The following is a 24,853-nucleotide window of genomic DNA, read 5'->3' on the forward strand; positions in this document are numbered from 1 at the left end:
CCTCCCATGCCGGCGGTCGTGATCGTAGGAGCGCAGTGGGGCGACGAGGGTAAGGGGAAGATCGTCGACATCTTCACCGAGCACGCCGACATGGTCGTGCGTTACGGAGGCGGCCCGAACGCGGGCCACACGCTGGTGGTGGGAGACGAGAAGATCGTCGTCCGCCTCATCCCGAGCGGCGTCCTCCGCAAGGGCGTCACGTGCGTGCTCGCGCAGGGCATGGTCATCGATCCGTCGAGCCTCGTCGGCGAGCTCGACGACCTCGCGAAGCGGGGGCAGGGCGCGGAGGAGCGGCTCATCGTGTCCGATCGCGCGCACGCGATCCTGCCGTACCACGTGCTCGTCGACGGCCTCCGCGAGAAGGGCAAGGGCGCGATCGGGACGACGAAGCGCGGCGTCGGCCCGTGTTACGAGGACAAGGTCGCGCGCCGCGGCGTCCCGCTCGGCGCCTTCCGCGATCCGGCCCGCCTCCGCGATCTCGTCGCGCGCGCGCTCGAGTCGTGGGCGCCCACGATCGCGGCGCTCGGCGACGAGGCGCCGTCGGTCGACGAGGTGCTCGCGAAGATCGAGCCCGCGCGCGTCCGTATCGTGAAGATGCTGCGCGCGACGCAGCCGCTCGTGGAGCAGGCGGTGCGCGCGGGGAAGAAGGTCGTCCTCGAGGGCGCGCAGGGGACGCTCCTCGACGTCGACCACGGCACGTACCCGTTCGTGACGTCGTCGAACCCGACCGCGGGCGGCGCGTGCGTCGGCGCGGGCGTGGGCCCCTCCCGCATCGACGACGTGATCGGCCTGGTGAAGGCGTACACGACGCGCGTCGGCGGCGGCCCGTTCCCCACCGAGCTCTCCGACGACGTGGGCGAGCGCATCCGCAAGGTCGGCCAGGAGTTCGGCTCCGTCACCGGCCGCCCCCGCCGCACGGGCTGGCTCGATCTCCCCGCCGTACGCTACGCGGTCGCAGTAAACGGCCTCGACGGCATCGCCCTGACGAAGCTCGACGTGCTCACGGGCCTCGACGAGGTCGCCGTCTGCGTCGCGTACGACACGCCGTCGGGGCGCACGACGGAGCTGCCGATCGACGACCTCGACACCGCGAAGCCCGTCCTCCGCACCTTCAAGGGCTGGAAGGAGGAGCTAGGCGCCGCCCGAAAAATGGACGACCTCCCGCCGGCCGCCCGCGAGTACCTCTCCTTCATCGAAAAGGAGCTCGCCTGTCCCCTCGTCCTAGTCAGCACCGGCCCCCGCCGCGCCGAGACGATCGTCCTCCGCGACCCTTTCGCGCCGTGAACCACGTCGCGCTCGCGCCGCGCCGTCCCGCGCCGTCGTCCGCGTCCTGAGCTGCGTCCGTGGCCGCTTGAGCCGCGCCGTCCCGCGCGTCGTCCGCGCCCTGAGCTGCGTCCGTGGCCGCTTGAGCCGCGCCGTCGCCCGCGCCCGTCGTCGTCGCGCCTGAACCGCCTCTGTCTCCGTCGCTACTCGCGTTGCGCCGTCATCGTTCGCGACCCGTCGCGCCTTGAATCGCGCCGCTTGAGCCGCGCCGTCGTCCTCCGCGAACCTTCACGACCTGAACCACGTCCGTCGTCGCCCGCCGTGGCGAGGGCCGGCGGTCAAGCTCCGGGCTTTTGCCTCGCGCGCGGAGCTGGGTTGTGGGCTCGGCGATGGATCGATGGCTGGGATGTGGGCGCGATGCGTAGCGAAAAGGCAGATCCTCGCGACGCCGCATACCGAAGACATCGCAGCGGACTGGAGAGTCGTGCACGCCAAAAAAATACGCACGGCCCCGCCCACCACGCCGCATCGCCGCCATCCGCTACCCGCCGCCCGCGCCGCGCACGTGGGAAGGCTCGACGCCGCGCCGCGCAGGTGTGGGGAGGCTCGACGCCGCCTCAAAACGGTCGCGCCGCGCCGCAGGCGAAGCCTCGACGCCACATCGAAACAGTCGCGCCGCGCAAGCAGGCGAAGCCTCGACGCCACGTCGAAACGGGGCCCCAGAAGCGGCCGCGCAAGCGGGCGCGAAGCGCCCCGAGCGCGAAGCGCGAGGGCCGTGTCTGGGGTGGGGCGTCGGGGCGAAGCCCCGACCATGAAGAGCCCCGACCATGAGTTGAGAGAATCAGGGAAGACGCGTAGCGTCTTGCCTGTGAGCGCACTTGCGGTGGCCCTTGCATTGTTCCTTCAGCCGGCGGCGGCGCAGGGGGCGTTTGGGACGGCGCGGCCGGCGGAGTGTGGGCTCGCGGATGGGTTCCGCGCGGCGAATCCGTGGGAGCGCGCGAAGGAGCCGAACCTGCGGCGCTACTGCGACCTCCTTGCGAGCGGAACCGCCAAGCTCGTGGGATCCGGGGCTTCCGTGCTGGTGAAGGACGTGCCCGCGATCGCCGACGAGGCCGACAAGCTCTTGCCCGGGCGCGCGGCGCCGAGCGTGCTCAAGGGGCGCGCGTACCTTCGCCTCGGCAAGCCGGGCGACGCGCTGACCGCCCTCGCCGAGGCGAAGCGCCGTGACGACCGCGCGCTCGACGATCCCGTCGCGCTCCTCGCGTGGGCCCGCGCCAACGCGCGGACCGGGCGCGTCGCCGACGCGGCGACCGCGTACCGCGCGGCGCTCCCGCGGACGTCGGCGCTCACCGCGCAAGAGCGCGCGGCGGCGGCGTTCGAGGCGGGGCTCACGGTGATGACCCAGAGCGCGGGCGCGATCGACGACGCGATCGCGATGTTCCGTCAGGCGCGGCGCGAGGCGCAGGATTCGTTGCAGATTGCATCCGTCGCCGCGCTCGCGCTCGCCCTCGACCGCGCGGGACAGAAGGAGGAGGCGAAGGCGCTCCTCGCCGACCGCATCCGCACCGATCCGAAGCCCTTCATCGTCGGCGACGTGCGCGTCCGCGAGGCGTTCGACGACGCCGGCACGCAGGAGGAGCAGGACGCCATGCTCGCGATCGCGCTCGAAGGCCAGGACGCCGCCGCGGCGAAGGAGGCGTGGCGCCGCTACCTCGACGGCAAGGGCGGCAAAGGTCCGTGGGCCGACCACGCGCGCGACCGCGCCGGCAACGGCCCCGCGCGCCCCGCCGCCAAGCCCGCGCCCGCCAAGCCCGCGCCCGCGAAGCCCGCACCCGCCAAGCCTGCGCCCGGAGGCGCGCGATGAGGTGCGCGCGCGTGGCCGTCGTCGCGGCGTTGCTCACGATCGCGGGGGCGGCGCGGGCCGATACGCCGCCGTCGGTGTGGGATCGCGCGAAGAGCCCGACCGAGGCGGAGGAGTTCGAGCTCCACGAAGCCGTGCAGCGGCGCCTCCGTGGGGCCGGCTTCGGCTTCGACGGCGAAGAAGAGAACGAGCGCATCCGCGCGTTGATGCGCGCCGAGCACGCGCGCGCGCTCGCGATGCTGCAGGCGGCGGGCGCGGAGAAGAGCAAGAACCCGCTCCTCCGCTTCGACGTCGCCGAGGCGCACCAGGCGCTCCGCAACTTCTCGCGGTCGGCGGAGCTGTACCGCAGCGCGCTCGCGGAGTTCCCGAACCATCCGCTCGCCGACGAGGCGTGGCGCGCGCTCGCGATGGCGTGCGGCTACACCGGCGATCACCCGTGCGAGATCGAGGCCTACGACGAGGTCCTTCGTCGCGAGACGGAGGACTTCCAGCGCGGCATCCCGTTCCTCAACCTCGCCGAGAGCATGATGCACCAAGGCGATCTCCGCGCGGCGATGGACGGGTACCGCGAGGCGCTCCGCATCGCGTCGCTGCTGCCGTCCAACACGACCTCGCCGCTCGCGACGTGGGGGCTCGCCGTCGCGCTCGATCGCTCCGGCGAGCACGGCGCGGCCGAGAAGGAGGCCAAGTTCGCCCTCGAGCTCGAGCTCTCCCTCGGCTTCCGGACCCCGATGCGCAACAACGTCCCGCTCGTGCGGAGCCGCTCCGTCTTCTTCGTGCCGGACTACGAGGTCAACTGGTACCTGGGGCTCGGCGAGATCGCGATGGCGCGCCGGCTGAGCTCGCCGCGCGCGGCGCTCCTGCACTGGCAGGAGGCCGACCGCGCCTTCGGCCGCTGGATCGAGGGCGCCGAGAAACGAAGAGAGAAGGACCGCTGGCTCCCGATGGCGAAGGCGCGACACGCGCGCGTGAAGGCCGAGGTCGTGAGGGCGGAGGCGGCGGTGCAGAAGGAGCCGCCCGCGGTGCACGAAGACTCGGCGTCGAAGACGTTCCACCTGTGAAGGCTGAGGCGGCGAAGACGGCGAAAGCGGCAAGGGCGGTGAAGACGGCGAAGGCGGACGCGCGAGAGGCGCTCCTCCGGAAGACGCTCGACGACGTGCGCGCGCGCGCCGACCTGCGCGCGCGCCGGGCGGCGGATCCGGTCGACTTCGTGCATCGGTACCAGGCGCGCGTCGATCGCGAGCTCGTCGCGCTCGTCGCCGCGAACCTCGCGTTCGGGAACGTGAAGGCGATCCGGCTCAAGGTCGCCGAGCTGCTCGACCGCGTCGGGCCCTCGCCGTCGAAGGCGGCCGACGATCCGGCGCGGCTCCACGAGCTCCTCGACGGCTGGAAGCACCGCGTGTTCAAGGGCGAGGACGTCGCGAAGCTCCTCGCCGGCGCGCGGAAGGTGCAGCGCGAGGCCGGCTCGCTCGGCAAGGCCTTCGCCGCCGCGCTGAAGGCGGCGGACCGCGCGATCGACGACGAGCACGAGGCCCTCCGCGAAGCGCTCGCCGCGTTCTGCGATCGGCTCCGCGTCGCGGGCGGCCTGCCGCTCCCGGGCGCGTCGAAGAGGACCGATCGCCGCGGGCCGGTGAGCATCCTCTCGAACGCGCGGGCGGGCGGGGGAGCGAAGCGGCTCCTCCTCTTCCTCCGCTGGATGATGCGGCCCGCCGACGGGATCGACCTCGGCCTCTGGGGCGTGCCCGCGCGCCGGCTCCTCATGCCGGTCGACGTCCACATCCACAAGCTCGCGCTGAACCTCGGGCTCACGCGGCGGAGCGACGTCTCGTGGAAGACCGCGGTCGAGATCACGACCGCGCTCGCCCGCTTCGATCCGACGGATCCGACGCGGTACGACTTCTCGCTCTGCCACATGGGGATGCTCCAGCGATGCCCGTCGAGGCGCGATCCGGTGCGCTGCGAGGGCTGCGGAGTACGGCCGGTCTGTATTCGGTGGCAAACCTCCCAAAGAACGGCGTGACTTCGAGCGGATGTGATGAGATCATCCGCCAGGTCTTCCTCTCGATCTCTCGATGGCGGCAGTGAAAAAACAATTCCCGCTCGACGCGCTTCGGACCGACGGCTGGTTCGAGCGCATCGGCGAGGGCATCGGCAGCTTTCAGGCGCTCTGCGAGATCGTGGGCGAGCGCTTCTTCGCGTTCTCGATCATCGTCGGCGCCCGCATCACCGCGCTCACGATCGATCGGCGCAGCCCCGACCAGACCCTCGTCGACTTCGTCGTCGGCTCGGCGGAGCAAGAGGGGGACCTCGAGCCGCAACGCCTCACCCTCGCCGATTTTCGGCGCCGGCTCGTCGGCGCGCTGCTCGTCGAGGAAGAGAAGCAGGCGCCCGCGCCCGAGCGCGACACGGACATCGAGGCGATCCAGCTCTACATCGGCGTCCGCTACCTCCTGCTCGCGCCGCTCTACGGCTACTCGCTGACCGCGCTCACGCTCGACGACGAGCAGCCCGAGATCACGGTGCTCCACGACGGCGTGGAGGAGAAGCACGAGCTCGACGCGTTCCGCCTGCGCATCCGCGCGCACGTCCGCGAGGAGCTCGATCGCGTCACCACCGGCGCGCGCTCCGCGATCGATCTCTCGAAGGTCGCGGACGCCGAGGCGTGTGCATTGCGCAAGGAATGGCCGAAGGTCATCGCGCTCCTCGGCACGTGGCCCGCGCCGCTCGCGATCTTCCTGCGCACGCCCGAAGGGCAGATGCTCGCGCCCGAGGCGCGCGCGCTCATCGCGAAGGGCCTCGGCCTCCTCGGCTCCGCGTGCGTGCACGTCGGCGAGATCGAGCAGGCGGAGGAGGTCTTCCGCATCGGCATCCAGTACGCGCAGGAGGGCATGGCGGCGGCGGAGCTGTTCCGCCGCCTCGGCGAGGCGCTGCTCTTGAACGATCGGCCGGGCGAGGCGATTGGACCGCTACGCCGCGCGCTCGCGTTCGGCGGTCTGCCGCAGGAGGTGATGCCGCCGCTCGCGAAGGCGTTCCTCCAGCGCGGCCGATTCGTGGCCGCTTTCGCCTGCTTGAAGGACGCCCTCGCCGCCGGCGCGCCGGAGAAGGAGCTCGCCGAGGACATCCGCGAGGTCGAGACCAAGCTGGGTCCGGCCCTCACCGCGTGGAAGGCGAAGCTCCTCACCGTCGAAACCACGCATCAATAAGCGCCGTGTGGGACAAAGGTGCTGAATGTCGTTTGCCTCACGTGCGGCCCGGAATTCTCGCCGATATTCGAGGACTTTCGATCACGTTTAGGTCGCAGGTCGACAGCGACCTGATACGTTGATCAGCATGAACGTCGATTGCGGATCCGCTCGAGATCGTCTCGGGCGCACGCTCGGCGGAAAATATCACCTGCGCGAGGTGCTCGGCGCAGGCGGCACCGCCGTCGTGTACCGCGCCGACTCGCTCGACGGGTCGCAGGTCGCGGTGAAGGTCCTCCATGATCACTTGAGCAGGAGCGAGGAGGTCTGTCGTCGCTTCGTGCGCGAAGGCCAGCTCGGCAACGTGCTCGAGCATCCAGGCACCGTGCGCGTGCTCGATCACGGCTCCACCGACGAAGGGTGTCCGTACCTCGTCCTCGAGTTCCTCGAAGGCGAGTCGCTCGAGGAGCGCCGCGTGCGCAGCGGCGGCCGCATCGATCTCTGGGAGACGCTCGACTACTGCGATCAGCTCCTCGCCGTGCTCGAGATCGCGCACGCGAAGAGCGTCGTCCATCGCGACATCAAGCCTTCGAACCTCTTCGTCACGAAGCAAGGCCGCTTGAAGGTGCTCGACTTCGGCATCGCGCGGCTCGTCGACGACACCTCCGCGACCTCGACGAAGACGGGGCAGATGGTCGGCACACCCGCCTTCATGCCGCCGGAGCAAGCGCTCTCGCGCCCGCGCGACGTCGACGCGCGCACGGACATCTGGTCGGTCGGCGCGACGCTGTTCACGCTGCTCTCGGGCGAGCACGTGCATATTGCAGAGACCAGCTCGGAGCACCTCGTGAAGGCGGCGACGCTGCACGCGCGCTCGCTCGCGAAGGCGCTCCCGGGCGTCCCCGCGAACGTCGAGGGCCTCGTCGCGCGCTGCCTCTCGTTCGACAAAGAGGAGCGCTGGCCCTCCGCGAGCGTGATGCGCGCGGAGCTCCGCGGCGTGCGCGACGATCCGGGGCGCCGCCTCGGCACGACGTCGGCCCCGCCGCCCGAGCGCACGCCGAGCAACCCGTCGATGCCCACCGTCATCGGCGAGTCGTCGTCCGCGCGCCTCCGCGCCGTCGCCGGGCCTCCGTCGTCGGGCCGCGTCGGGCCTCCGTCGTCGGGGCGCATCGGGCCTCCGTCGTCGGGGCGCATGCTCTCGTACGACACGTCGCCGACGACGTACTCGGAGCCGATGCTCCCGGTGAACAGCGATCGGTACATCGACAGCGTCGCCAACATGGCGCTCTCGTCGAACCCGGGAGCGTACGACCTGCCCGGCGTGCACCGCCGCCGGTGGCTCCTCCCGCTCGCGATCGGGACCTCCGCGCTGCTCTTCACGACGACGATCGGCGCGCTCGTCTTCGCGTTCCGCGCGCCGTCGCCGACGGGGAAGGTCGCCGCCGCGGCGGTGAGCCTCCAGCCCGAGGCCGCGCCCGCGCCGACGCTCGAGGACCGCAGCATCCCGCCGCCGCCGGAGCCGGTCGCCGCGGCGGAGCCGGAGCCGGCGCCGGAGGTGAAGCCCGAGCCGCCGAAGCCGGCGCTCGCGACGCCGCCGCGCGCGTCGGCGCCGACGACGCCGAGCACGACCGTCGCCGCGCCGAAGCCGGCGGCGTCGACGGCGAGGCCCGCTTCGCGCAAGGACGTCTATCGTCCTTTTTGAGCGGTAGAATGTGGACCATGCGGTGGCGGTCGGTCCGAGCGCTCGCGGTGTGCGTCGCGTGGAGCGCGCCTGCGCTCGCGGCGCCGAACGACGCGGAGGTCGCGCGCGAGGAGGTGAAGACGGGCTACAACCTCGCGCAGGCGGGCAAGTGCGACGAGGCGATCTCGCATTTCAAGGAGAGCCTTCGCCTCGACCCGCGCGCGGTCACGCTCATCAACCTCGCCGACTGCGAGGAGAAGACGGGCAAGCTCGCCGACGCGATGGCGCACTGGAGCGACGCGAAGCTGAAGGCGCGCGCGGAGGGGAAGTCGGCGATCGAGCAGGAGGCCAGCGCACGCGCGGCGGCGCTCGATCCGAAGCTCCCGCGCCTCACCGTCGCGCTCGCGCGGACGGCGCCGGAGGGCACCACCGTCGAGCGCGACGGTGTGCCGCTCGGCGCCCCGTCGCTCGGCGTCGCGCTGCCGGTCGATCCGGGCGACCACGTCATCATCGTGAAGGCGGAGGGCCGCCCCGACGCGACGTTCAACGTGACGTTGCTCGAGGGAGATCGGAAGACGGTCGACGTCGACGCCGCCGCGGCGGCCACGCCGGTGGCGCCGGCCGGTCCGGCGAAGAAGGAGGAGAAGGGCGGGGGAGGGGGCATGAGCCCGCTCGTGCCGATCGGCTTCGGGCTCGCGATCGGGGGCGTCGCGGTCGGGGCGATCGGCGGCGTCATCGCGCTCGGGAAGGGCTCGGACGCGGAGAAGGCCTGCCCGAACAAGGCGTGCCCGACGCAGGAGGCGCTCGACGAGGTCAACGCGGGCAAGACCTGGCGCACGATCGCGACGATCGGCTTCATCGCGGGCGGCGTCGGCGCGGCGGTGGGCGTGGTGGGCCTCATCATCGGCGGGGGAAAGAAGGCGGAGCCGAAGGTCGAAGTCGGCTTCGGTCCTGGCAACCTCGCCTTGCGGGGCCGGTTCTAGCCGGTACGATGAAGGAAGATGCGCGCCCGTCTCCGTCCAGCGCTGGTGTCGATGCTGCCTCTGGCGGTCGCGACGTCGCTCGTCGCTGCCGCGTGCATCGTCCCGAGCCTCGACGGCGACTTCCGCGTCGACCCAAACGCGACGGAGGCAGAGAAGGGCACGTCGACGTCGACCTCCTCCTCGAACGGCGGCGGTTCGACGTCGACGAGCAGCGGCGACGGCACCACGAGCAGCACGAGCTCGACGAGCTCCACGGGCGGTTCGGGCGACGGCGGTTCGAGCGGCGACGCGAAGGCCGACGCACCGGTCGGGCCGACGAAGTTCTGTGACGCATTCAAGACGGCGCTCTTCTGCTCCGACTTCACGGAGCCGCCGAACCCTGTCGGGGCGGGACGCTGGGCGATCGAACAGCTCGGAGCGCCACAGGGAAATGTGACGTTCGAGGGCGCGGCCGATCAACCCTCTCGCCATGCGCATGTCGTGGTGACGCCCCACGCCCCGAACATCACCACCAACTTCCCCAGCACCGCGCTCCTCTGGACGGGCCCCAATTCGAGCACGCTCACCGTCGGTCAAACGATCACTGTCCGCATGAAGCTGAAGCTGGACACAGGGAGCAACACGTACGCGAACGTGTCGGTCATTCAGCTCACTCCGGTCGCCCTCCGCGGTCTTGCCGTTCATACCTGCACGGGCGCCACGGGCATGTGCCTCATGGAAAACGACGGCGAAGACGGGACGCAAGGCACCAAGAACGACGTCCTGACACCGGGAACGACGGTCGAGACCGAGATCTCGGTGACGAAGCGAGCGGGCGGCGTCTGGGAGAGCAAGGTCGGTCGCGCTGGGAAGGTCCTGAATCAGCGTGCAACGGGCGGGCTTCCCAATGATGCGGCCGGCGTTATCAAGGTGCTGGTCGGTGGCGCGAACACCGGCGGCAACGGAAGCAAGACAGGCGTAGAGATCGATGACGTGGTCGTGACGATTACGGGTCCGTGATCTCCGGCCCGGAACCGGGCTACCATCCACCCATGCGCTTTCTTCGCGTCTGCGCGTTCGGGCTCGCTGCGCTCTTCTGGCAAGTGACGGCGGCGGCCGCGCCGCCGCAACCGGCCGGGCCGATCGATCCTGCGGGTGCGCGGGAGCAGCTGAAGATCGGCTACGGCCTCGCGCAGGAAGGGAAGTGCGCCGAGGCGCTGCCGCATCTCCTCGAGAGCCTTCGTCTCGACGCGCGCGCGATTACGCTCCTCAACCTCGCCGACTGCGAGGAGAAGACGGGCAAGCTCACCGACGCGCTGGTCCACTGGGCCGACGCACGAGCCCGCGCCGCGGCGGAGGGGCAGCGACCGATCGAAGAAGAGGCCTCCGCGCGCGCCGCGGCGCTCGAGCCGAAGATGCCGCGTCTCACGATCGTCCTCGCGAGCACCGCGCCTCCCGACGCGACGGTGGAGCGAGACGGCATCGCGCTCGGCTCGCCGTCGCTCGGCGTGCCGCTGCCGCTCGACCCGGGCCCCCACACCATCACGGTGAAGGCGCGCGGCCATGAGCCCGCGAGCAAGGAGGTCACGCTCGCGGAAGGCGAGAAGCAGACGATCGAGGTCGAGGCCGGGCCCGCGCTGGCGACGCCGCCCCCGCCCCCTCCGCCCAAGCTTCCGGTCGAGGAGACCAAGAGCGGAGGAATGAGCCCGCTCGTCCCGATCGGCTTCGGCGTCGGCGCGGTCGGCATCATCGCCGGCACGATCACGGGGCTCATGACGCTCAGCCGCGCGAGCGAGATCAACGACGCGTGCCCGAACAAGCAATGCCGCGACTCGGCCGATCGCGACAACGCCGAGTCGGCGCAGTCGCTCGGAACGGTATCGACCGTCGCCTTCATTGTCGGCGGCGTCGGCGCTGCAGTCGGCGTCGTGGGGCTCCTCACCGGCGGCAAGAAGACGGAGCCGAAGGTCGACGTCGGGTTTGGGCCGACGAACCTCGTGCTGCGAGGGCGCTTCTGATGCGCGCTCGACGCTTCCTCGGCCTCGCCACGCTGGGGCTCCTCCTCGGGGCCGCAGCGTGCACGGCCATCGCAGGCATCGACGGCGACTACCTCGTCGTCCCCGACGGCGGACGCGAGGATGACGGAAGCACGACGAGCAGCACGAGCACGTCGAGTACCAGCTCAAGCAGTGGGGACGTACCCGATGGCTCGACGTCAGACGTCGCTGACACGGGGATCGTCGACACCGGCCCGCCCGCGTTCGATGCGTCGCTGCCGATCGAGTTCGAAGGAGGGAACAACAACTGCGACACGACAACGTCTGGACAGCAGTTCTGTTGGGACTTCAACGGGGCCGATGACAATGTGCCGCCGCGTTTCGGATTCAACCGCAGCATCAGGAGCGGCTCGTGGCTCCTCGAGGTTCGTGATGGTGGGCCGCTCCCGGAGGCGGCCTACCTTCACGCTGCCATAACGGGTACGGGGCCGAACCGAAACGCGGGTCTCGCGTGGCGTCAGTGGGCGGACGACAACGATACGACACCGCTCCCCGTCGCGCCCGGTGAGAGTCTCGAGCTCAGGTTCACGCTGACGATCAAGCAGGCGACGGCCATGGGCCTCGTCGGTGTAATTCGCATGGACGACGAATACATCGCCCTCGGCGTCCTTCCGGCTGCAGACTGTCCGGGCGATGAACCGTGCCTCGCGACGGTGACCCCGGGGCGGACGGACGTGGTCTACGCGACGAGGTTCAGAGTCGGTGGGAAATACCGCGTTCGCATCTTTGCGCGGCGTCCAAACGCGGGGACCTGGGGCGGGGAGGTGATCGTAGGGGGCCGGACGCTCGGCACGCGTGCGGACGGTATCTTCAGAGCTGGTGACGCCGCGGTGCAGCAGCTCGAGTTCGGCGTGCTCGAAGCCGGCGCAACGGGCGAGACCGCCGTCGACATCGACGACATCCGACTGGTTCGCTTCGCGCCATGAACGCATGCGCCCGTCGTGCGCAACGCGTCGCGCTGGCGGCGGGCGTCTTGATTGGTCCGCTCTTCATCGCGGTGGCATGCAGTAACGAGTACGCGGAGGAGCCGCCCTCACCGGACGCGGACGCCGACCTCCCCATGGAGGGCTCCCCGAACGACGCCGCCGACGACGTGAGCGACTCTACGGACACGGGCACGATCGACAGCGCGGACGTCACGGACACGGGTGTGCTCGACACCGGTGCCCCGGCCTTCGACGCGTCGCTGCCGGTCGAGCTCGACGGCGGCACCAACTGCAAGACAGGAGTGGCCGGGCAGCAGTTCTGCTGGGATTTCAATGACCCCGCTGACCTCGGCAGGCCGAACTTCGGATTCAACCTGAAGCTCACCAGCGGTTCGCACTTTCTCGACGTCAAGGTCGATGCGTCTTCCCCGAACCCGGAGGGATACCTCCAGGCGACCGTGACGGGTATGGGGGCGAACCGAAGCGCAGGGATCGCATGGCACCAATGGGCGGCGGGCAGCGATACGACACCGCTTCCCGTTGCACCTGGCGAAAGCCTCGAGCTCAGGTTCTCCCTGACGATCAGGACAGCGGCGGCGAAGGGCCTCGTCGGCGTCCTTCGCATGGCCAACGAGTATCTCGCCCTCGGCGTCCTTCCGGCCGCGGATTGTCCGGGCGAAGAGCCTTGTCTCGCGACGGTGACGCCGGGCAGGGCAGATGTCGTCTACGCGACGAGGTTCAAAGTGGGCGGGAGATACCGCGTTCGCATCGTTGCGCGGCGCCCGCTGTCGGATGCGGAGACATGGAGCGGGGAGGTCGTGGTCGGGGACCGGACCCTCGGCACGCGTGAGGATGGCATCTTCAGAGCCGGTGCCCCCACCGTGCAGCAGCTCGAGTTCGGCGTGCTCGAGGCTGGCACGACCGGAGAGACCGCCGTCGACATCGACGACATCCGACTTGTTCGCTTCGTGCCATGAGCATGTCCGAGTTTCGATGACATCACGCTGACGGTCGATGACGTTGGAGATACGATCCAGCCATGCGTCGTCCTGCGCGTTCCTTGGTCTTGCGGTTTGGATGGGTCGTGGTCCCCGTTGCGGTTGCGTCGTTCTCGTTCGTGGCGGCTTGTGGGGAGGAGGATGATGCGGTGGCGCCGGCGCGGGATGCGGGGCCCGATACGCGGAAGCCGCCGGAGAAGCTGCCGCCGCCGAGCAATCCGACGGGGCCCGATGACTCCGGCGCGGTGGATCCAAAGACGCTCTATCCACCCGCGTGGAACCGGGAGGACAACCCGCGGGATGCGTCGCTCGATGTTGCCTCGGAGCGGTATTGCGATGGGCTGGGGACGGCGTGGGAGTTTTGTTGGGACTTCACGGACGAAGCCACCGCGATCAGCGGGTGGAACGAGGTCTTCGACGCCGGCGGCACCCACGAGCAGTTCCTCGGCGGCGGGCCCCCCGCGCGACAGCGCGCGCTGCGCTCGACCGTGCTTCGTAGCGCCGGGGACGGGCCGCACAAGGTCGCGCTCCGCTACCTCATCACCGGGCTCGCCGACAACACGCAGGGCTTCACCCTCAGCTTCTCGTTCCACGTGCCGCTCGTCGAGACCTACGCCGTCATCGGCGCGATGGCGCTCGGCAACGACGTCCACGGCCTCGCCGTCTACCCGACCGGCTGCGTCGCGCCGCCTTGCCTCGGCGAGAGCACCCACGGACCGCCGCCGCAGCCCGACGTCGTGAACCGGCGGCCCTTCGATCAGAACGCGTGGTACCGCGCCGCGATCCAGTACGTCCCGAAGCTCGTCGGCGGGAAGGTGACCTGGGGCGCCACCATCACCGTGGGCGGCGTCGTCGTCGGCACGCGCGAGGCCGACGCGTTCCCCGCCGCCGACGTCTACCCCTCCGCCGCGAACCTCTTCGTCGGCGTCTTCGATACCCAGACCGCCGGCAACACCCAGGTCGAGCTCGACGACATCCTCGTCGAGTAGCGAGTAGCGAGTAGCGAGTAAGCCCGTCGCTCAGGCGCCGTGCTTCGCGACGAGGGCCTTGGCGCGTTCGACGAAGGCGGCCATGTGGTGGCGCTCGAAGTCGGTCCAGGTCGTGAGGGAGCGTGTATCATGCACGCGATCGAGGAAGACCTTGCCGTCGAGGTGGTCGCACTCGTGCTGGAAGGTGCCCGCGGTGAGGCCCTTCACCTCGAAGGCGAGGTCGTTGCCGTGGCGATCCCACGCCTTCACGTGCACGCCGGTGTACCGCTTCACCTCGCCGCGGAGGTTCGGGACCGAGAGGCAGCCCTCGTAGTTCAGGAACTGCTCGTCCGTCGTCGGCGTGAGGACCGGGTTCACCAGGATCGTGAGCGGGTAGTTCGGCTTGTACGGGTAACGCGGGTTCTTGTTGATCTCGATCGCCGTGATGCGGATCGGCTCGTACACCTGGTTCGCCGCCAGGCCCGCGCCCGCGGCGTCGCGCATCGTCTCGACGAGGTCGTCGATGAAGCGCTGCACCCGCTCCGAGGCGAGCTCCTCCTTCGTCACCGCGCGCGCGACCTCGCGCAGCACCGGGTGTCCGATCGTCGCGATCTTGCGGATGGCCATGCGCGTGCCTCAGCGCGGCGCGCGCTCGGGGTGGATGCAATGCATCTTGTAGTGCTTCACGTCGTGCTCGTCGTACCAGAACGGCGGCGAGCAGCTGTCCGCCGTCGCGGCGCTCGTCGTGACCGGGACCGCGAGCGTCGGCGCCGGCGTGATCTTCGGCGACGTCACCGCGATGCGCGGGAGCGGCGCCGTGCGGCAGCGCGACGGCCGCGAGGCCCGCGCCATCACCATCGTCCCCGCGAGGAGGAGGCCGACGGCGACCACTACCGCCGCCCGCGCCGCCCCGTGCCGGTCGGTCCGGACCGTCGTCGCGTCGCGCGCGCTCCGCGGGTGGGGGGCCCCGCCGTGCTCGCGCATCCGCGCGATCTCCGCACGAAGTTGCTGGTTTTCCTCCTCCAGCCGGGCCGCGCGCTCGAACGCAGCCCCGGCTTCGTCGCGGAAAAGGCGCTCCGGCGGCTCGGCCATACCCCATAGCGTACGCCCGCAATTCTTTCGCGCAAGCTGGCGAAAGGCTTGGCTGACATTGACCCGCGCCCAGAGTTGAGAGAGAAGGGAGGCCCGATGATCGCCACCTACCTGCCGATGTTCATGATGATCGCGGTCGCGGTCATCCTGGCGGCTCTCTTCTTCACGGGCGCGACCTTCCTCGGCGGCAAGCTCGACAAGACGCCCGAGAAGATGAAGCCGTTCGAGTGCGGCTCGGAGAGCTCCGGCGGCAATCACCTCAAGCTCTCGGTCAAATTCTACCTGACCGCCATCCTCTTCGTCGTCTTCGACATCGAGGCGGTCTTCATCTACCCGTGGGCGGTTCAGTTCAAATCGCTCGGCTGGATCGGGCTCGCGTCGATGTTCGGCTTCCTCGCCGTCGTCATCGTCGCGCTCGTGTACGTCGTTCGGAAAGGAGCTCTCGAATGGGAGAGCTGAAGAGCCCCGGCGCTGCGGCGGAGGGGACGAGCAAGATCACGATCGAGGGCGGCGCGAGCGGCACCTCCGGCTTCGCGACGACCAAGCTCGACGCGCTCCTCGCGTGGGCGCGCAAGTGGTCGCTCTTCAAGTACCCCTTCGTCACCGCCTGCTGCGGGATGGAGTTCATGGCGCTCACGAGCCCGCGCTTCGACGGCTCCGCCCGCTTCGGCGCCGAGGCCCCGCGCTTCTCGCCGCGCCAGAGCGATCTGCTCTGGGTCGTCGGCACCATCTCGCAGCGCCAGGCGCCGGTGCTCAAGCGCATCTACGAGCAGATGATGGAGCCCAAGTGGGTCCTCGCGTTCGGCACCTGTGCGAGCTGCGGCGGCTTCTACGACAACTACACGACCGTGCCCGGGATCGACAAAATCATCCCGTGCGACGTCTACGTCCCGGGCTGCCCGCCGCGCCCCGAGGCCGTGCTCGACGGCCTGATCCTGCTCCAGGACAAGATCACGAAGAACGCGACCGGCGACCGCCGGCCCGGCATCGTCAAGCCGCGTGAAGACCCCATCCGCGACCTCGTGAAGCTGCGTCGCAAAGACAAGGAAGACAACGCATGAGCGTCCGCGCGCTCGAGGCGCTGAAGAACCGGTTCGGCGACGTCGTGGTCGAGACCCACTCCGACTGGGGCGACGACACCGCAGTCGTGAAGGCCGAGAGCTGGAAGGAGGTCTGCCGCTTCCTCCGCGACGATCCTTCGATGGCCTTCGACATGCCGGTCGACCTCTGCGCGGTGGACTTCCCCGAGCGCAGCCCGCGCTTCGAGATCGTCCTCCACCTCTACTCGGTCGGGAAGCGCCAGCGCCTCCGGCTGAAGGCCCGCGTCGGCGACGCGGAGGGAGACGACGCGGCGATCGACTCCGTCACCGACGTCTGGGTCGGCGTGAACTGGTACGAGCGCGAGACCTACGATCTGATGGGGATCCAGTTCAAGGGTCACCCCGACCTCCGGCGCATCCTCATGTACCCGGAGTTCGAGGGGCACCCGCTCCGCAAGGACTACCCCGCGAACAAGACGCAGCCGCTCGTCCCGTACCGCACGGAGGAAGAGGCCGGCCTCACGCTCGACAAGCAAGCGCCGTTCGGCATCGACGAGGGCATGCCCTTCGGTCGCCGGACCTTCGACGAGAGGGACAACTGAGATGGAGCCGATCGACCTCGATCTCGAGGAGAGCGAGCTCGAGCTCCCGTCGGAGCCGATGCACCTCAACATGGGCCCGTCGCACCCGGCGATGCACGGCACCGTGCGCATCGTCCTCGAGCTGTCCGGCGAGACGATCGTGAAGAGCGACGTCCAGATCGGGTACCTGCATCGCGGCTTCGAGAAGATGTGCGAGCGCGGGACCTGGACGCAGGTGTTCCCGTACGTCGATCGCCTCAACTACGTGTCGCCGATGCTCAACAACGTCGGCTACGCGCTGGCGGTCGAGAAGATGTGCGACATCCAGGTGCCGGACCGCTGCCAGTGGTACCGCATGATCCTGGGCGAGCTCGCGCGGATCAGCGATCACCTCACGTGCAACGGCGCGATGGCGATGGAGCTCGGCGCGTTCACGCCGTTCCTCTGGTACATCAAGGCGCGCGAGATGGTCTGGGACATCCTCGAAGAGGAGACCGGCGCTCGCCTCACGCACTCGTTCGGCCGCATCGGCGGGATGGCGAGCCCGCCGACGCCGGCGCTGAAGGAGATGTGCCGCACCGCGATCCCCGCCATCCTCAAGCTCGTCGAGGAAGGCGAGGGGATGCTGCTCAAGAACCGGATCTTCATCGACCGGCTCGAGGGCATCGGGAACATCTCGCAGAAGGACGCGATCGCGCTCTCGTGGACGGGGCCGTGCCTCCGCTCCACCGGCGTGCCGTACGACGTGCGCAAGGCGCACCCGTACCTCAAGTACGACGAGGTCGACTTCGACGTCCCGGTCGGGACGTCGGGCGACAACATGGACCGCTTCCTCGTGCGCCTCGGCGAGCTCCGCCAGTCCGCGCGCATCATCCTCCAGGCGTGCGACCGCATGCCGGACGACGGACCGGTCAACGTCGACGATCCGCGCGTCATCCTCCCCGCGAAGGGCGACGTCTACACGACGATCGAGGCCACCATCCAGCACTTCAAGCTCGTGATGGAGGGCGCGAAGGTCCCGAAGGGCGAGTGCTACTCGTACACCGAGGGCGGCAACGGCGAGCTCGGGTTCTACCTCGTCTCCGACGGCACCGGCACGCCGTGGCGCGTCCGCATCCGTCCGCCGTGCTTCCCGATCACGCAGGGCCTCTCCGACTTGATCAACGGCGGCATGCTGAGCGACATCGTCCCGACGTTCGGCTCGCTGAACATGATCGGCGGAGAGTGCGACCACTGAGAGCGCGAGGGCGCCGCCTCAGCGGGACGCCCAGCTGACGGTCGCGAAGACCATGAGCAGGACGACGACGACGTTCGTCAGCGTCGCGCGGACGCGCGGCGGCAGCCCCGGCAGCTCGACCTTGCGGACCGCCGCGAGCACGACGGGGAGGGCGACGAGGACGTGGACGACGGCGAGGATCGCGAGGAACGTCACGAGGTCGGACTTGTGGATGATGCGCGTGCCGAGGAGCATCACGAGCACGGCGAGCGAGACGACGATGTTGACGATCGCGCCCCAGAGCTCGAGGCGGTAGAGGCCGACGAAGCCGGCGACGTACGCGCCGCCGATCGCGAGCATGATCGCGGGCACGCCGAGCTTCGCCGACTCCTCGATCAGGCCGACGCTCCCGAAGAGGAGGAAGGTCTGCGCGTCCGCGAGCGCGAAGATCATGAGGAGGAGGAGCATGCTGCGGAGCGCCGCCGGCACCGCCGCGCCGCGCGCGTTCGTCTCGCCGAGCGCGCGGCGGCCGGCGACGAGGAGCGCGGCGCCGCACGCGAGGGCGAGGAGCCCGCCCGCCATCCGCTCGCGGTTGCTCCCCGCCGTCGCGAGGACGGCGCCGAGCGCGAGGTTCGCCCACCAGATCGCGCGCGCGAGCACCTGCGGGCCGAGCGACGGCCGGTGGATGAGGACGCTCGACGAGAGGAGGAGCCCGAGCGGGAGGCTGAGGATGTACCACTCGGCGGCCCGGATGCTGAGGAACAGGGCCGCCGCCGCGGCGACGCCGAGGATGCTCGCGACGACGTGACGGACGAGCGTCACCGGAAGGGCCCCGCCTTCGCGTCGGACGTGTCGAGGAGGCGGATCCCGCGCGCCGGATCGACCGCGAGGCCCCGGAAGTCCTCCGCCCAGAGCTCCGAATAGCCGCAGCCGTCGCAGAGGTAGAGGTCGAAGGATCCGACCGGATTGGCCTTCGCGAAGCTGAAGCGGCTGGCGGTCGGATCGGGCTGATGGGGAACGACCGCGAGCGGGTTCCCGGTGATCGTCTCACCGCCGGGGATCCGGTAGCGCTCGATGACCCAGATCTTGCGACTGGAGCACTTGGGGCAATGATGGAGTTTCTTCATCTCGGTCGGGATGTGAGTCCGATCGTAGCTGCTTTAAGCCCTCAGGGGGTTGACGCGCGGGCCGAACGGGAGCTTCATCGGAGCTGGCCCTCACGGGCTCGACCGGGGGTAGGTCGCACATGATCCCGAAGCAGCCGCCGAAGAAAACCGCCACGCGACCCGGCCTCGGGATGGACCCCGAGGATCGGATCCCGCGCCTCGAGAGCGCGGAGCTGGAGAAAGCGCGCGCCGCCGCGCTCAAGCCGGAGGCGATCACGCCGCCGCCGAGCTCGCGCGCCCGCGTTCCACGCGAGGACGAGGACGAGCCGCCTCGGTCCCAGCGGTATGGGCAGCGCACCACCGCGTCGTGGGGAGACGAGGCGCCGAGCGGGCCGCGGTCGCGGAAGCCGCTCGCGGTCGACTCGGTCGGACCCGCGGCGACCCGCATCGCGCGCGGAACGCGGCAAACCGCCCCGAAGGTCGTCGCGACCAAGTCGATGATCTCGAACGCGCCGCTCGATTCGCGGACCGCCTTCATCCTGTCGCTCGTCGACGGGTCGAGCGACGTCCCCGCGATCGTGGACGCCGCCGGCATGCCGGCCGACGAGGTCATCGGCGTCCTCGCCCGCCTCGCCCGCCTGGGCCTCATTTCGGTCCCCTGAAGCGCACCCGGCGTCGCGCGATGCGACGCCGAAAATTACGCGCTTCCAACGCGGGGGGATTCGTCGTAAATCCCGCGGGCGCGCATGCCCACGTTCAAGTACGACGGCAAAGACATCCCCTTCGAGCCGGGCGATAGCATCATCCGCGCGGTTCAACGCCAGGGCGGCGACATCCCGCACTACTGCTATCACCCGGGCCTGAGCGTGCCGGCGAACTGCCGGATGTGCCTCGTCGAGGTGAAGCCTGGCCCGAACCAGCGCGCGATGATGCTCGACATCGTCGAGTGGGACGCCGCGCTCGGCGACTACAAGCCGGTGCAGAAGCCGAAGCTCCAGCCCGCCTGCCAGCTCCCCGCGACGGAGGGGCAGGAGGTCCTCGGCGACACGAGCGCGCACGTCCGCGAGGCGCGCTCCGACGTGCAGGAGTTCCTGCTCCTCAACCACCCCGTCGACTGCCCGATCTGCGACCAGGCGGGTGAGTGCAAGCTGCAAGATTATTGGCTCGAGCACCAGGGCACGCAGAAGCGCATGCGCGACGAGCCGGTGCACAAGCCGAAGGCGGTCGTGTTCGGGCCCACCATCGTCTACGACGCCGAGCGCTGCGTCATGTGCACGCGCTGCATCCGCTTCATGGATGAAGTGGCGAAGGACGCGGTGCTCGACATGCGCGAGCGCGGGAACCTGAACGAGGTCTTCGTCGCGACTGGCCGCCAGCTCGAGGGGCACTACACCTTCATGACCGAGCACGTGTGCCCGGTCGGCGCGCTGACGACGAAGGACTTCCGCTTCAAGGCGCGCGTCTGGTTCCTCCGCACCGCGAAGAGCGTGTGCCAGGGCTGCGCGACGGGCTGCAACGCGCACCTCGACTACGACCCGCGCTACAACAAGGCCTACCGCTACCGCCCGCGCGACAACGAGGCGGTGAACAAGTACTGGATGTGCGACGGCGGCATGCTCTCGTACCGCGCCGCGCACGTCGGCCGCGTCACCGGCGCGAAGGTGAAGGGCAAGAAGGCGACGATCGAGGGCGCGATCGCGGAGACGGCGAAGCGCCTCGGCGACGCGAACAAGAGCGGCGTCGCGTTCGTCCTCTCGGCGCAGCACTCGCTCGAGGACAACTGGGCGCTCCGCGAGCTCGCGAAGCTCTGCGGCGCCGACGCGGTGTACGTCACCGGCGCGGGCCCCGGCTACCAGGACGACATCCTCATCGACGAGGACAAGAACCCGAACACCGCCGGCGTCGTCGAGCTCGTCCCCACGCTGCGGCCGTTCCCGCAGCTGATCGAGGACATCAAGGCCGGCCGCGTCACGCAGGCGATCGCGCTCGGCGGCGTCACCCCGCGGAACGATCCCGAGGACGCGACCGCGCTCGGGATGGTGAGCACGCTCGTCGTCGTCGCCGCGCACGAGGGGGCGCTCACGGAGGCGGCGCACGTCGTGCTCCCCGCGACGAGCTGGGCGGAGCACTCCGGCACGTACGTGAACCGGCAGGGCTTCCGGCAGGTCGCCGACAAGGCGCTCCTCCCGCAGGGCGCCTCCAAGCCGGCGTGGGACCACATCCGCGCGCTCGCGATCGCGCTCGGCGTCGAGCCGGGCTGGGCCAAGCTCAAAGACATCCGCGCGAAGCTCACGACCGCCGCCGCCGGCGTCGAGAGCTCGCCCTCGCTCCCCGAGGTCTCTCCGTGAGCAACGACACGATTCAGCTGATCGCGACCGCGGTCAAAATCCTCGTCATGGTCGGGTTCGTCGTGAACATCGGCGCGCTCCTGACCTGGTACGACCGCCGCGGCGGCGCGATGATGCAGGACCGCATCGGTCCGAACCGCGCCGGCTTCAAGATCTTCGGCGTCGAGCTCCGCATCGCGGGCCTGCTCCACACCGCGGCCGACGGCCTCAAGTTCTTCACGAAGAAGGACTTCCTCCCGCCGAAGGCCGACAAGCTCCTCTTCAGCCTCGCGCCGATCATCTCGCTTTTCCCGGTCGTCGCGCTTTGCGCGGTGATCCCGTTCGGCGACACGATCGTGCCGGAGTCGATCACGCGCACGGTGTGCAAGCACGGCACCGAGTTCAAGGCGATGGTCAACGGCGCGTGCCCGGAGGGCTTCAACGCCGAGCGCGTGTGGCCCGCGGTCTCGCGCGAAGGCCTGAGCAACCTCGGGACCGCGATCCGCCTCCAGATCGCGCCGCTCAACGTCGGCATCCTCTACGTCTTCGCGATCGCGGGGCAGGGAATCGTCGGCGCCGCGATCGCGGGCTGGGCGAGCGACAACAAGTTCTCGCTCATGGGCGCGCTCCGCGCGGCGAGCCAGATGGTCAGCTACGAGGTCACGCTCGGCCTCACCCTCGTCGGCGCGTTCATGGTCTACGGCTCGGTGCGCCTCGAAGACATGGTGCTCTGGCAGGACCAGAACTGCTGGGGCATCTTCGTCCAGCCGCTCGCGTTCTTCCTCTTCTTCGCCGCGGCGATCGCGGAGACGAAGCGCATCCCGTTCGACCTCCCCGAGGCGGAGTCCGAGCTCGTGTCCGGCTACTTCACCGAGTACTCGGGCATGAAGTTCGGCATGTTCTACTTCTCCGAGTACATGGAAGTGGCGACGAGCTCGATGCTCCTCGTCCTCGTCTTCCTCGGCGGCTGGCACATGCCGTTCCTCCACCGCGACGGCATCACGATCGCGTTCGGCACCGACGAGCTCTGGCACACGCGCATGCCCCACATCTGGGTCATCATCTTCGGTGTGCTGACGTTCTTCGGGAAGACCATCTTCATCTGCTGGATCCAGGCGTTCATCCGCTGGAGCCTCCCGCGCTTCCGCTACGACCAGCTCATGAAGCTCGGCTGGACGGTCCTCCTCCCGGCGTCGCTCGCGAACATCTTCGCGACCGGCATCGTCTGGCTCGCGCTCCAGAGCGCGGGCCCGGGCATCCAGCCCGGCCTCAAGACGGCGGCCGATCTCGTCCAGGGCTTCACCGCGGTCGTGATCATCGGCCTCGTCGGCTGGGGCATCCTCGGCTTCCTCAAGACGCCGTCGCGCAACGAGCAGATCATCGGTTCGAGCGCGAAGCTCGCCTCCGCCGCCGGCGGCGCGAAGGAAGCGCCGATCAGCGCGTGATCGCATGAGGGGGGCGCTGGCAGCCGCGTGCGTGGTCCTCGCCACGACGTCCGGCTGCCGGCAGCAGCGCTCGTCCGCGGAGCCCGCCGACGCCGCGGCCGCGAAGACGACGGAGGAGGTCCTCGCGACGGTGCTGCCCGGCGTCGTCCTGCTCGTGAACCGTCACGCCGACGGCGCGATCGGGTTCGGCTCCGGGATCGTGGTCGACGACGACGGGCTCGTCCTCACGAACCTGCACGTCGTCGCGGACGGCGAGTCGCTCGGCGGCTTGCTCTACGATCCGAAGCGCGTGAGCTACATCCCGCAGGACGGCGGGCTCGCGCGCTACCTCTTCGAGAACGACTCCGCGGTCGTGCCGGCGCGGCTCGTGCGCGGCGATCCCGTGCTCGACCTCGCGCTCGTGAAGCTGAGGACGAGCACGAAGGGCGTGAAGCTCGGGTTCCGCGCCACGGCGGTGAAGCAAGGCGAGCGCGTGATGGCGGTCGGGCACCCCGGCGAGACGGTGTGGTCGTTCACGTCCGGCGTCGTGAGCTCGCTCCATCAGGGGATGATCCAGACCGACGCCGCGATCAACCGCGGCAACTCGGGCGGCCCGCTCGTGGACGGCGACGGGAAGGTGGTGGGGATCAACACGTCGAAGCTCATCGGCGACATGCACGGCATCGGCTTCGCGCGCCCGGGCGAGCTCGCGCAGCCGATCATCGCGGGGCAGGCGAAGCAGGTGACGCTCGATCGCACGAGCCCCGAGGCGACGGTGCGGACGTGCATGCACGCGATGGAGCAGGGGTCGGAGACCTTGCTCGAGTGCAACGACGAGGACGCGTTCTACGAAGCGATCATGGACAAGCTGCGGCGGAAGCTGAAGCGCCTGAACCTCACCGGCGCGGCGAAGGCGGACTTCGAGCAGCGGATCATGGGTGTCTCGAAGGAGGAGGTGATCGGGACGATGCGCGCGTCTCAGCTCGCGATGCTGCGCGGAGAGGACCCGGCCGCGCCGGCGCGCGCGCTCAACGACAAGCTCGAGGCGCAGCCGCTGCTCGACGGCGCGGCGGAGAGCTACAAGAAGACGTTCGCGCGGAAGAAGGACGCGGTCTCGATGCGCGACGCGCTCGAGTCGCCGGACGGCGGAGTGGCGCGGGCGGCGCGCGAGCTCGACGAGGCGGTCTACATGCGGACCGGGATCAAGATCGACCGCAAGAACGCGCGCCAGCGGCTCGACGTCCTCAAGATGGGGATCCGCATCGAGCGCTCGCACCAGGTCGACGACGCGCACGCGTGGGTCGCGATCACGGGCCGGAACACCGACGCGAGCGAGTACCGGCAGGCGCTCTACCTCACGAAGAAGCCCGACGGCTGGCGGATGGTGGGCTGGCCGACCGCGGCCGCGGAGAAGACGCGACCCTCCGACTTCCCGCTGACGTTCAGCGACTACGAGGAGGACATCGAGCGGCAGGTCTCCTACGAGATCCTGCTCTTCAAGCCCGCGAGCAAGGAAGGCGGCGCCGGCAGCGCGCTGAAGAAGAAGCGTTAGAGGAGCTTCGGCGACTCGTCCATCGCCACGCGCACGTCCTTCAGCCGATCGGGGAGGACCTCCACGATGATCGACTTCCTCACGCCGTTCGGCGCGGAGAGGACGAGGTGGTGCCGCCCGGCCGACACGGGGCGATTGAAGACGTGGCCGGGGCCGAGCGCCTGGCCGTTGTCGATGACCTGGTCGCACTTGATCGGCAAGCACACGACGGTGAGCGCTCCCGTCCCGCTGCTGGGGACGACGTGCACGGGGGGAAGCGGCGCCGGCGGCGGCGTCACGGCGGCGGGCTGACAGGGCGGCGGTTCCGCCGGGTAGTACTCCAGGGGCGGCGGCGGATCCGGGATCTCGGAGCGGCGGCTCTGCATGAACAGGACGCCGACGACGAGCGCGGTCGCGACCGACGACCCGGCGCCGACGGCGAGCAGCGGGAGGAAGCTCGCGCGCGCGCCCGGGCGCGGGATCTGGACGGTGGGCTCCTGCCGCGAGAGCACCTCCAGCCGCTCCTGCACCGCCGACAGGGACCGCTGGAGCCCCTCGGCCTGTTTCTTGAGTGCTGCGATCTCCCCCTCGTTCGGCGCGCTCATGCGTTCAGTCTAGCTGGGAAATTTGCTTCATCC

At 69.9% G+C, this 24,853-nt stretch carries 26 protein-coding genes; 20 read left to right on the plus strand and 6 right to left on the minus strand.

Annotated features, from left to right (window positions below):
• Positions 1-6 precede the first annotated feature (6 nt).
• The 7 genes from KF837_22595 (at position 7) to KF837_22625 (ending at position 8,970) form a co-directional block, all read left to right on the plus strand.
• Positions 7-1,284, plus strand: coding sequence for an adenylosuccinate synthase (locus tag KF837_22595; protein ID MBX3230128.1), 1,278 nt, complete (start codon positions 7-9; stop codon positions 1,282-1,284).
• An 847-nt stretch (positions 1,285-2,131) separates the two neighbouring features.
• Positions 2,132-3,127: a hypothetical protein gene (locus KF837_22600; GenBank protein ID MBX3230129.1), complete on the plus strand. Its 996-nt coding sequence runs from the start codon at positions 2,132-2,134 to the stop codon at positions 3,125-3,127.
• An 11-nt stretch (positions 3,128-3,138) separates the two neighbouring features.
• The gene (locus KF837_22605; GenBank protein ID MBX3230130.1) at positions 3,139-4,185 is read left to right on the plus strand and encodes a hypothetical protein; all 1,047 of its coding nucleotides are present in this window, start codon (positions 3,139-3,141) and stop codon (positions 4,183-4,185) included.
• Positions 4,186-4,223: 38 nt separating this feature from the next.
• Positions 4,224-5,144, plus strand: a complete 921-nt coding sequence (locus KF837_22610; GenBank protein MBX3230131.1) for a TIGR02757 family protein — start codon at positions 4,224-4,226, stop codon at positions 5,142-5,144.
• 52 nt (positions 5,145-5,196) lie between these two features.
• Positions 5,197-6,327, plus strand: coding sequence for a hypothetical protein (locus KF837_22615; GenBank protein MBX3230132.1), 1,131 nt, complete (start codon positions 5,197-5,199; stop codon positions 6,325-6,327).
• 127 nt (positions 6,328-6,454) lie between these two features.
• Positions 6,455-8,008: a protein kinase gene (locus KF837_22620; protein ID MBX3230133.1), complete on the plus strand. Its 1,554-nt coding sequence runs from the start codon at positions 6,455-6,457 to the stop codon at positions 8,006-8,008.
• 17 nt (positions 8,009-8,025) lie between these two features.
• The gene (locus KF837_22625) at positions 8,026-8,970 is read left to right on the plus strand and encodes a hypothetical protein (protein MBX3230134.1); all 945 of its coding nucleotides are present in this window, start codon (positions 8,026-8,028) and stop codon (positions 8,968-8,970) included.
• Here KF837_22625 and KF837_22630 read toward each other — a convergent pair.
• A complete protein-coding gene (locus KF837_22630) occupies positions 8,967-9,308 on the minus strand; it encodes a hypothetical protein (GenBank protein MBX3230135.1) in 342 nt (113 codons plus the stop codon). The two genes, KF837_22625 and KF837_22630, sit on opposite strands and share 4 nt — an antisense overlap.
• A 94-nt stretch (positions 9,309-9,402) precedes the next feature.
• Between KF837_22630 and KF837_22635 the strand changes: the two genes are divergently transcribed.
• From KF837_22635 to KF837_22655, 5 genes are all read left to right on the plus strand, one after another.
• Positions 9,403-9,969, plus strand: coding sequence for a hypothetical protein (locus KF837_22635; GenBank protein MBX3230136.1), 567 nt, complete (start codon positions 9,403-9,405; stop codon positions 9,967-9,969).
• A gap of 32 nt (positions 9,970-10,001) precedes the next feature.
• Positions 10,002-10,967 carry a PEGA domain-containing protein gene (locus tag KF837_22640; protein MBX3230137.1) on the plus strand — a complete coding sequence of 322 codons (966 nt, stop codon included), beginning with the start codon at positions 10,002-10,004 and terminating at the stop codon, positions 10,965-10,967.
• Positions 10,967-11,932 (plus strand): hypothetical protein, encoded by a 966-nt coding sequence (locus tag KF837_22645; protein MBX3230138.1) that lies wholly within the window; start codon positions 10,967-10,969, stop codon positions 11,930-11,932. The genes KF837_22640 and KF837_22645 overlap by 1 nt, the downstream gene beginning before the upstream one ends.
• Positions 11,929-12,909, plus strand: coding sequence for a hypothetical protein (locus KF837_22650; protein ID MBX3230139.1), 981 nt, complete (start codon positions 11,929-11,931; stop codon positions 12,907-12,909). Before KF837_22645 ends, KF837_22650 begins: the two co-directional genes overlap by 4 nt.
• A gap of 170 nt (positions 12,910-13,079) precedes the next feature.
• Complete coding sequence (locus KF837_22655) at positions 13,080-13,919, plus strand: hypothetical protein (GenBank protein ID MBX3230140.1); 840 nt, start codon at positions 13,080-13,082, stop codon at positions 13,917-13,919.
• A gap of 30 nt (positions 13,920-13,949) precedes the next feature.
• Here the strand turns inward: KF837_22655 and def are convergent, their stop codons facing one another.
• Positions 13,950-14,525: a peptide deformylase gene (gene def / locus KF837_22660; GenBank protein ID MBX3230141.1), complete on the minus strand. Its 576-nt coding sequence runs from the start codon at positions 14,523-14,525 to the stop codon at positions 13,950-13,952.
• A gap of 9 nt (positions 14,526-14,534) precedes the next feature.
• Positions 14,535-14,990: a hypothetical protein gene (locus KF837_22665; protein MBX3230142.1), complete on the minus strand. Its 456-nt coding sequence runs from the start codon at positions 14,988-14,990 to the stop codon at positions 14,535-14,537.
• A 99-nt stretch (positions 14,991-15,089) separates the two neighbouring features.
• On the opposite strand from KF837_22665, the gene ndhC reads away from it, so the two are divergent.
• The 4 genes from ndhC to KF837_22685 are packed head-to-tail and all read left to right on the plus strand — an operon-like array spanning position 15,090 to position 17,848.
• Positions 15,090-15,449, plus strand: coding sequence for an NADH-quinone oxidoreductase subunit A (ndhC, locus tag KF837_22670; protein ID MBX3230143.1), 360 nt, complete (start codon positions 15,090-15,092; stop codon positions 15,447-15,449).
• Entirely contained in the window at positions 15,437-16,051 is a 615-nt protein-coding gene (gene nuoB, locus KF837_22675; GenBank protein MBX3230144.1) for an NADH-quinone oxidoreductase subunit NuoB, read from the plus strand. The genes ndhC and nuoB overlap by 13 nt, the downstream gene beginning before the upstream one ends.
• Entirely contained in the window at positions 16,048-16,632 is a 585-nt protein-coding gene (locus tag KF837_22680; GenBank protein MBX3230145.1) for an NADH-quinone oxidoreductase subunit C, read from the plus strand. The genes nuoB and KF837_22680 overlap by 4 nt, the downstream gene beginning before the upstream one ends.
• A gap of 1 nt (position 16,633) precedes the next feature.
• Complete coding sequence (locus tag KF837_22685; GenBank protein ID MBX3230146.1) at positions 16,634-17,848, plus strand: NADH-quinone oxidoreductase subunit D; 1,215 nt, start codon at positions 16,634-16,636, stop codon at positions 17,846-17,848.
• A gap of 18 nt (positions 17,849-17,866) precedes the next feature.
• On the opposite strand, the gene KF837_22690 is transcribed toward KF837_22685, so the two are convergent.
• Both KF837_22690 and KF837_22695 read right to left on the minus strand, forming a co-directional pair.
• Positions 17,867-18,649, minus strand: a complete 783-nt coding sequence (locus tag KF837_22690) for a hypothetical protein (protein ID MBX3230147.1) — start codon at positions 18,647-18,649, stop codon at positions 17,867-17,869.
• Positions 18,646-18,954, minus strand: a complete 309-nt coding sequence (locus tag KF837_22695; GenBank protein MBX3230148.1) for a hypothetical protein — start codon at positions 18,952-18,954, stop codon at positions 18,646-18,648. Before KF837_22695 ends, KF837_22690 begins: the two co-directional genes overlap by 4 nt.
• 119 nt (positions 18,955-19,073) lie before the next feature.
• Here KF837_22695 and KF837_22700 point away from each other — a divergent pair, with 119 nt between their 5' ends.
• From KF837_22700 to KF837_22715, 4 genes are all read left to right on the plus strand, one after another.
• Positions 19,074-19,595 carry a hypothetical protein gene (locus KF837_22700; GenBank protein ID MBX3230149.1) on the plus strand — a complete coding sequence of 174 codons (522 nt, stop codon included), beginning with the start codon at positions 19,074-19,076 and terminating at the stop codon, positions 19,593-19,595.
• Positions 19,596-19,679: 84 nt separating this feature from the next.
• Entirely contained in the window at positions 19,680-21,281 is a 1,602-nt protein-coding gene (locus KF837_22705) for a (2Fe-2S)-binding protein (protein ID MBX3230150.1), read from the plus strand.
• Positions 21,282-21,328: 47 nt separating this feature from the next.
• Entirely contained in the window at positions 21,329-22,705 is a 1,377-nt protein-coding gene (locus KF837_22710; protein MBX3230151.1) for an NADH-quinone oxidoreductase subunit H, read from the plus strand.
• A 4-nt stretch (positions 22,706-22,709) separates the two neighbouring features.
• Entirely contained in the window at positions 22,710-24,236 is a 1,527-nt protein-coding gene (locus KF837_22715; GenBank protein ID MBX3230152.1) for a trypsin-like peptidase domain-containing protein, read from the plus strand.
• Here the strand turns inward: KF837_22715 and KF837_22720 are convergent.
• Positions 24,233-24,820, minus strand: coding sequence for a hypothetical protein (locus tag KF837_22720; GenBank protein ID MBX3230153.1), 588 nt, complete (start codon positions 24,818-24,820; stop codon positions 24,233-24,235). The two genes, KF837_22715 and KF837_22720, sit on opposite strands and share 4 nt — an antisense overlap.
• Positions 24,821-24,853: the final 33 nt, after the last annotated feature.

The sequence above is a fragment of the Labilithrix sp. genome, assembly GCA_019637155.1.
Classification (GTDB): Bacteria; Myxococcota_A; Polyangia; order Polyangiales; family Polyangiaceae; genus Labilithrix.

Excerpts from the sequence above, each read along its gene's own strand:
- KF837_22595 (MBX3230128.1), top strand. The coding sequence starts at position 7 with ATGCCGGCGGTCGTGATCGTAGGAGCGCAGTGGGGCGACGAGGGTAAG.
- KF837_22615 (MBX3230132.1), top strand. The coding sequence starts at position 5,197 with ATGGCGGCAGTGAAAAAACAATTCCCGCTCGACGCGCTTCGGACCGAC.
- KF837_22620 (MBX3230133.1), top strand. The coding sequence starts at position 6,455 with ATGAACGTCGATTGCGGATCCGCTCGAGATCGTCTCGGGCGCACGCTC.
- KF837_22625 (MBX3230134.1), top strand. The coding sequence starts at position 8,026 with ATGCGGTGGCGGTCGGTCCGAGCGCTCGCGGTGTGCGTCGCGTGGAGC.
- KF837_22640 (MBX3230137.1), top strand. The coding sequence starts at position 10,002 with ATGCGCTTTCTTCGCGTCTGCGCGTTCGGGCTCGCTGCGCTCTTCTGG.
- KF837_22645 (MBX3230138.1), top strand. The coding sequence starts at position 10,967 with ATGCGCGCTCGACGCTTCCTCGGCCTCGCCACGCTGGGGCTCCTCCTC.
- KF837_22650 (MBX3230139.1), top strand. The coding sequence starts at position 11,929 with ATGAACGCATGCGCCCGTCGTGCGCAACGCGTCGCGCTGGCGGCGGGC.
- def (MBX3230141.1), bottom strand. The coding sequence starts at position 14,525 with ATGGCCATCCGCAAGATCGCGACGATCGGACACCCGGTGCTGCGCGAG.
- KF837_22665 (MBX3230142.1), bottom strand. The coding sequence starts at position 14,990 with ATGGCCGAGCCGCCGGAGCGCCTTTTCCGCGACGAAGCCGGGGCTGCG.
- nuoB (MBX3230144.1), top strand. The coding sequence starts at position 15,437 with ATGGGAGAGCTGAAGAGCCCCGGCGCTGCGGCGGAGGGGACGAGCAAG.
- KF837_22680 (MBX3230145.1), top strand. The coding sequence starts at position 16,048 with ATGAGCGTCCGCGCGCTCGAGGCGCTGAAGAACCGGTTCGGCGACGTC.
- KF837_22685 (MBX3230146.1), top strand. The coding sequence starts at position 16,634 with ATGGAGCCGATCGACCTCGATCTCGAGGAGAGCGAGCTCGAGCTCCCG.
- KF837_22695 (MBX3230148.1), bottom strand. The coding sequence starts at position 18,954 with ATGAAGAAACTCCATCATTGCCCCAAGTGCTCCAGTCGCAAGATCTGG.
- KF837_22700 (MBX3230149.1), top strand. The coding sequence starts at position 19,074 with ATGATCCCGAAGCAGCCGCCGAAGAAAACCGCCACGCGACCCGGCCTC.
- KF837_22705 (MBX3230150.1), top strand. The coding sequence starts at position 19,680 with ATGCCCACGTTCAAGTACGACGGCAAAGACATCCCCTTCGAGCCGGGC.
- KF837_22710 (MBX3230151.1), top strand. The coding sequence starts at position 21,329 with ATGGTCGGGTTCGTCGTGAACATCGGCGCGCTCCTGACCTGGTACGAC.
- KF837_22715 (MBX3230152.1), top strand. The coding sequence starts at position 22,710 with ATGAGGGGGGCGCTGGCAGCCGCGTGCGTGGTCCTCGCCACGACGTCC.
- KF837_22720 (MBX3230153.1), bottom strand. The coding sequence starts at position 24,820 with ATGAGCGCGCCGAACGAGGGGGAGATCGCAGCACTCAAGAAACAGGCC.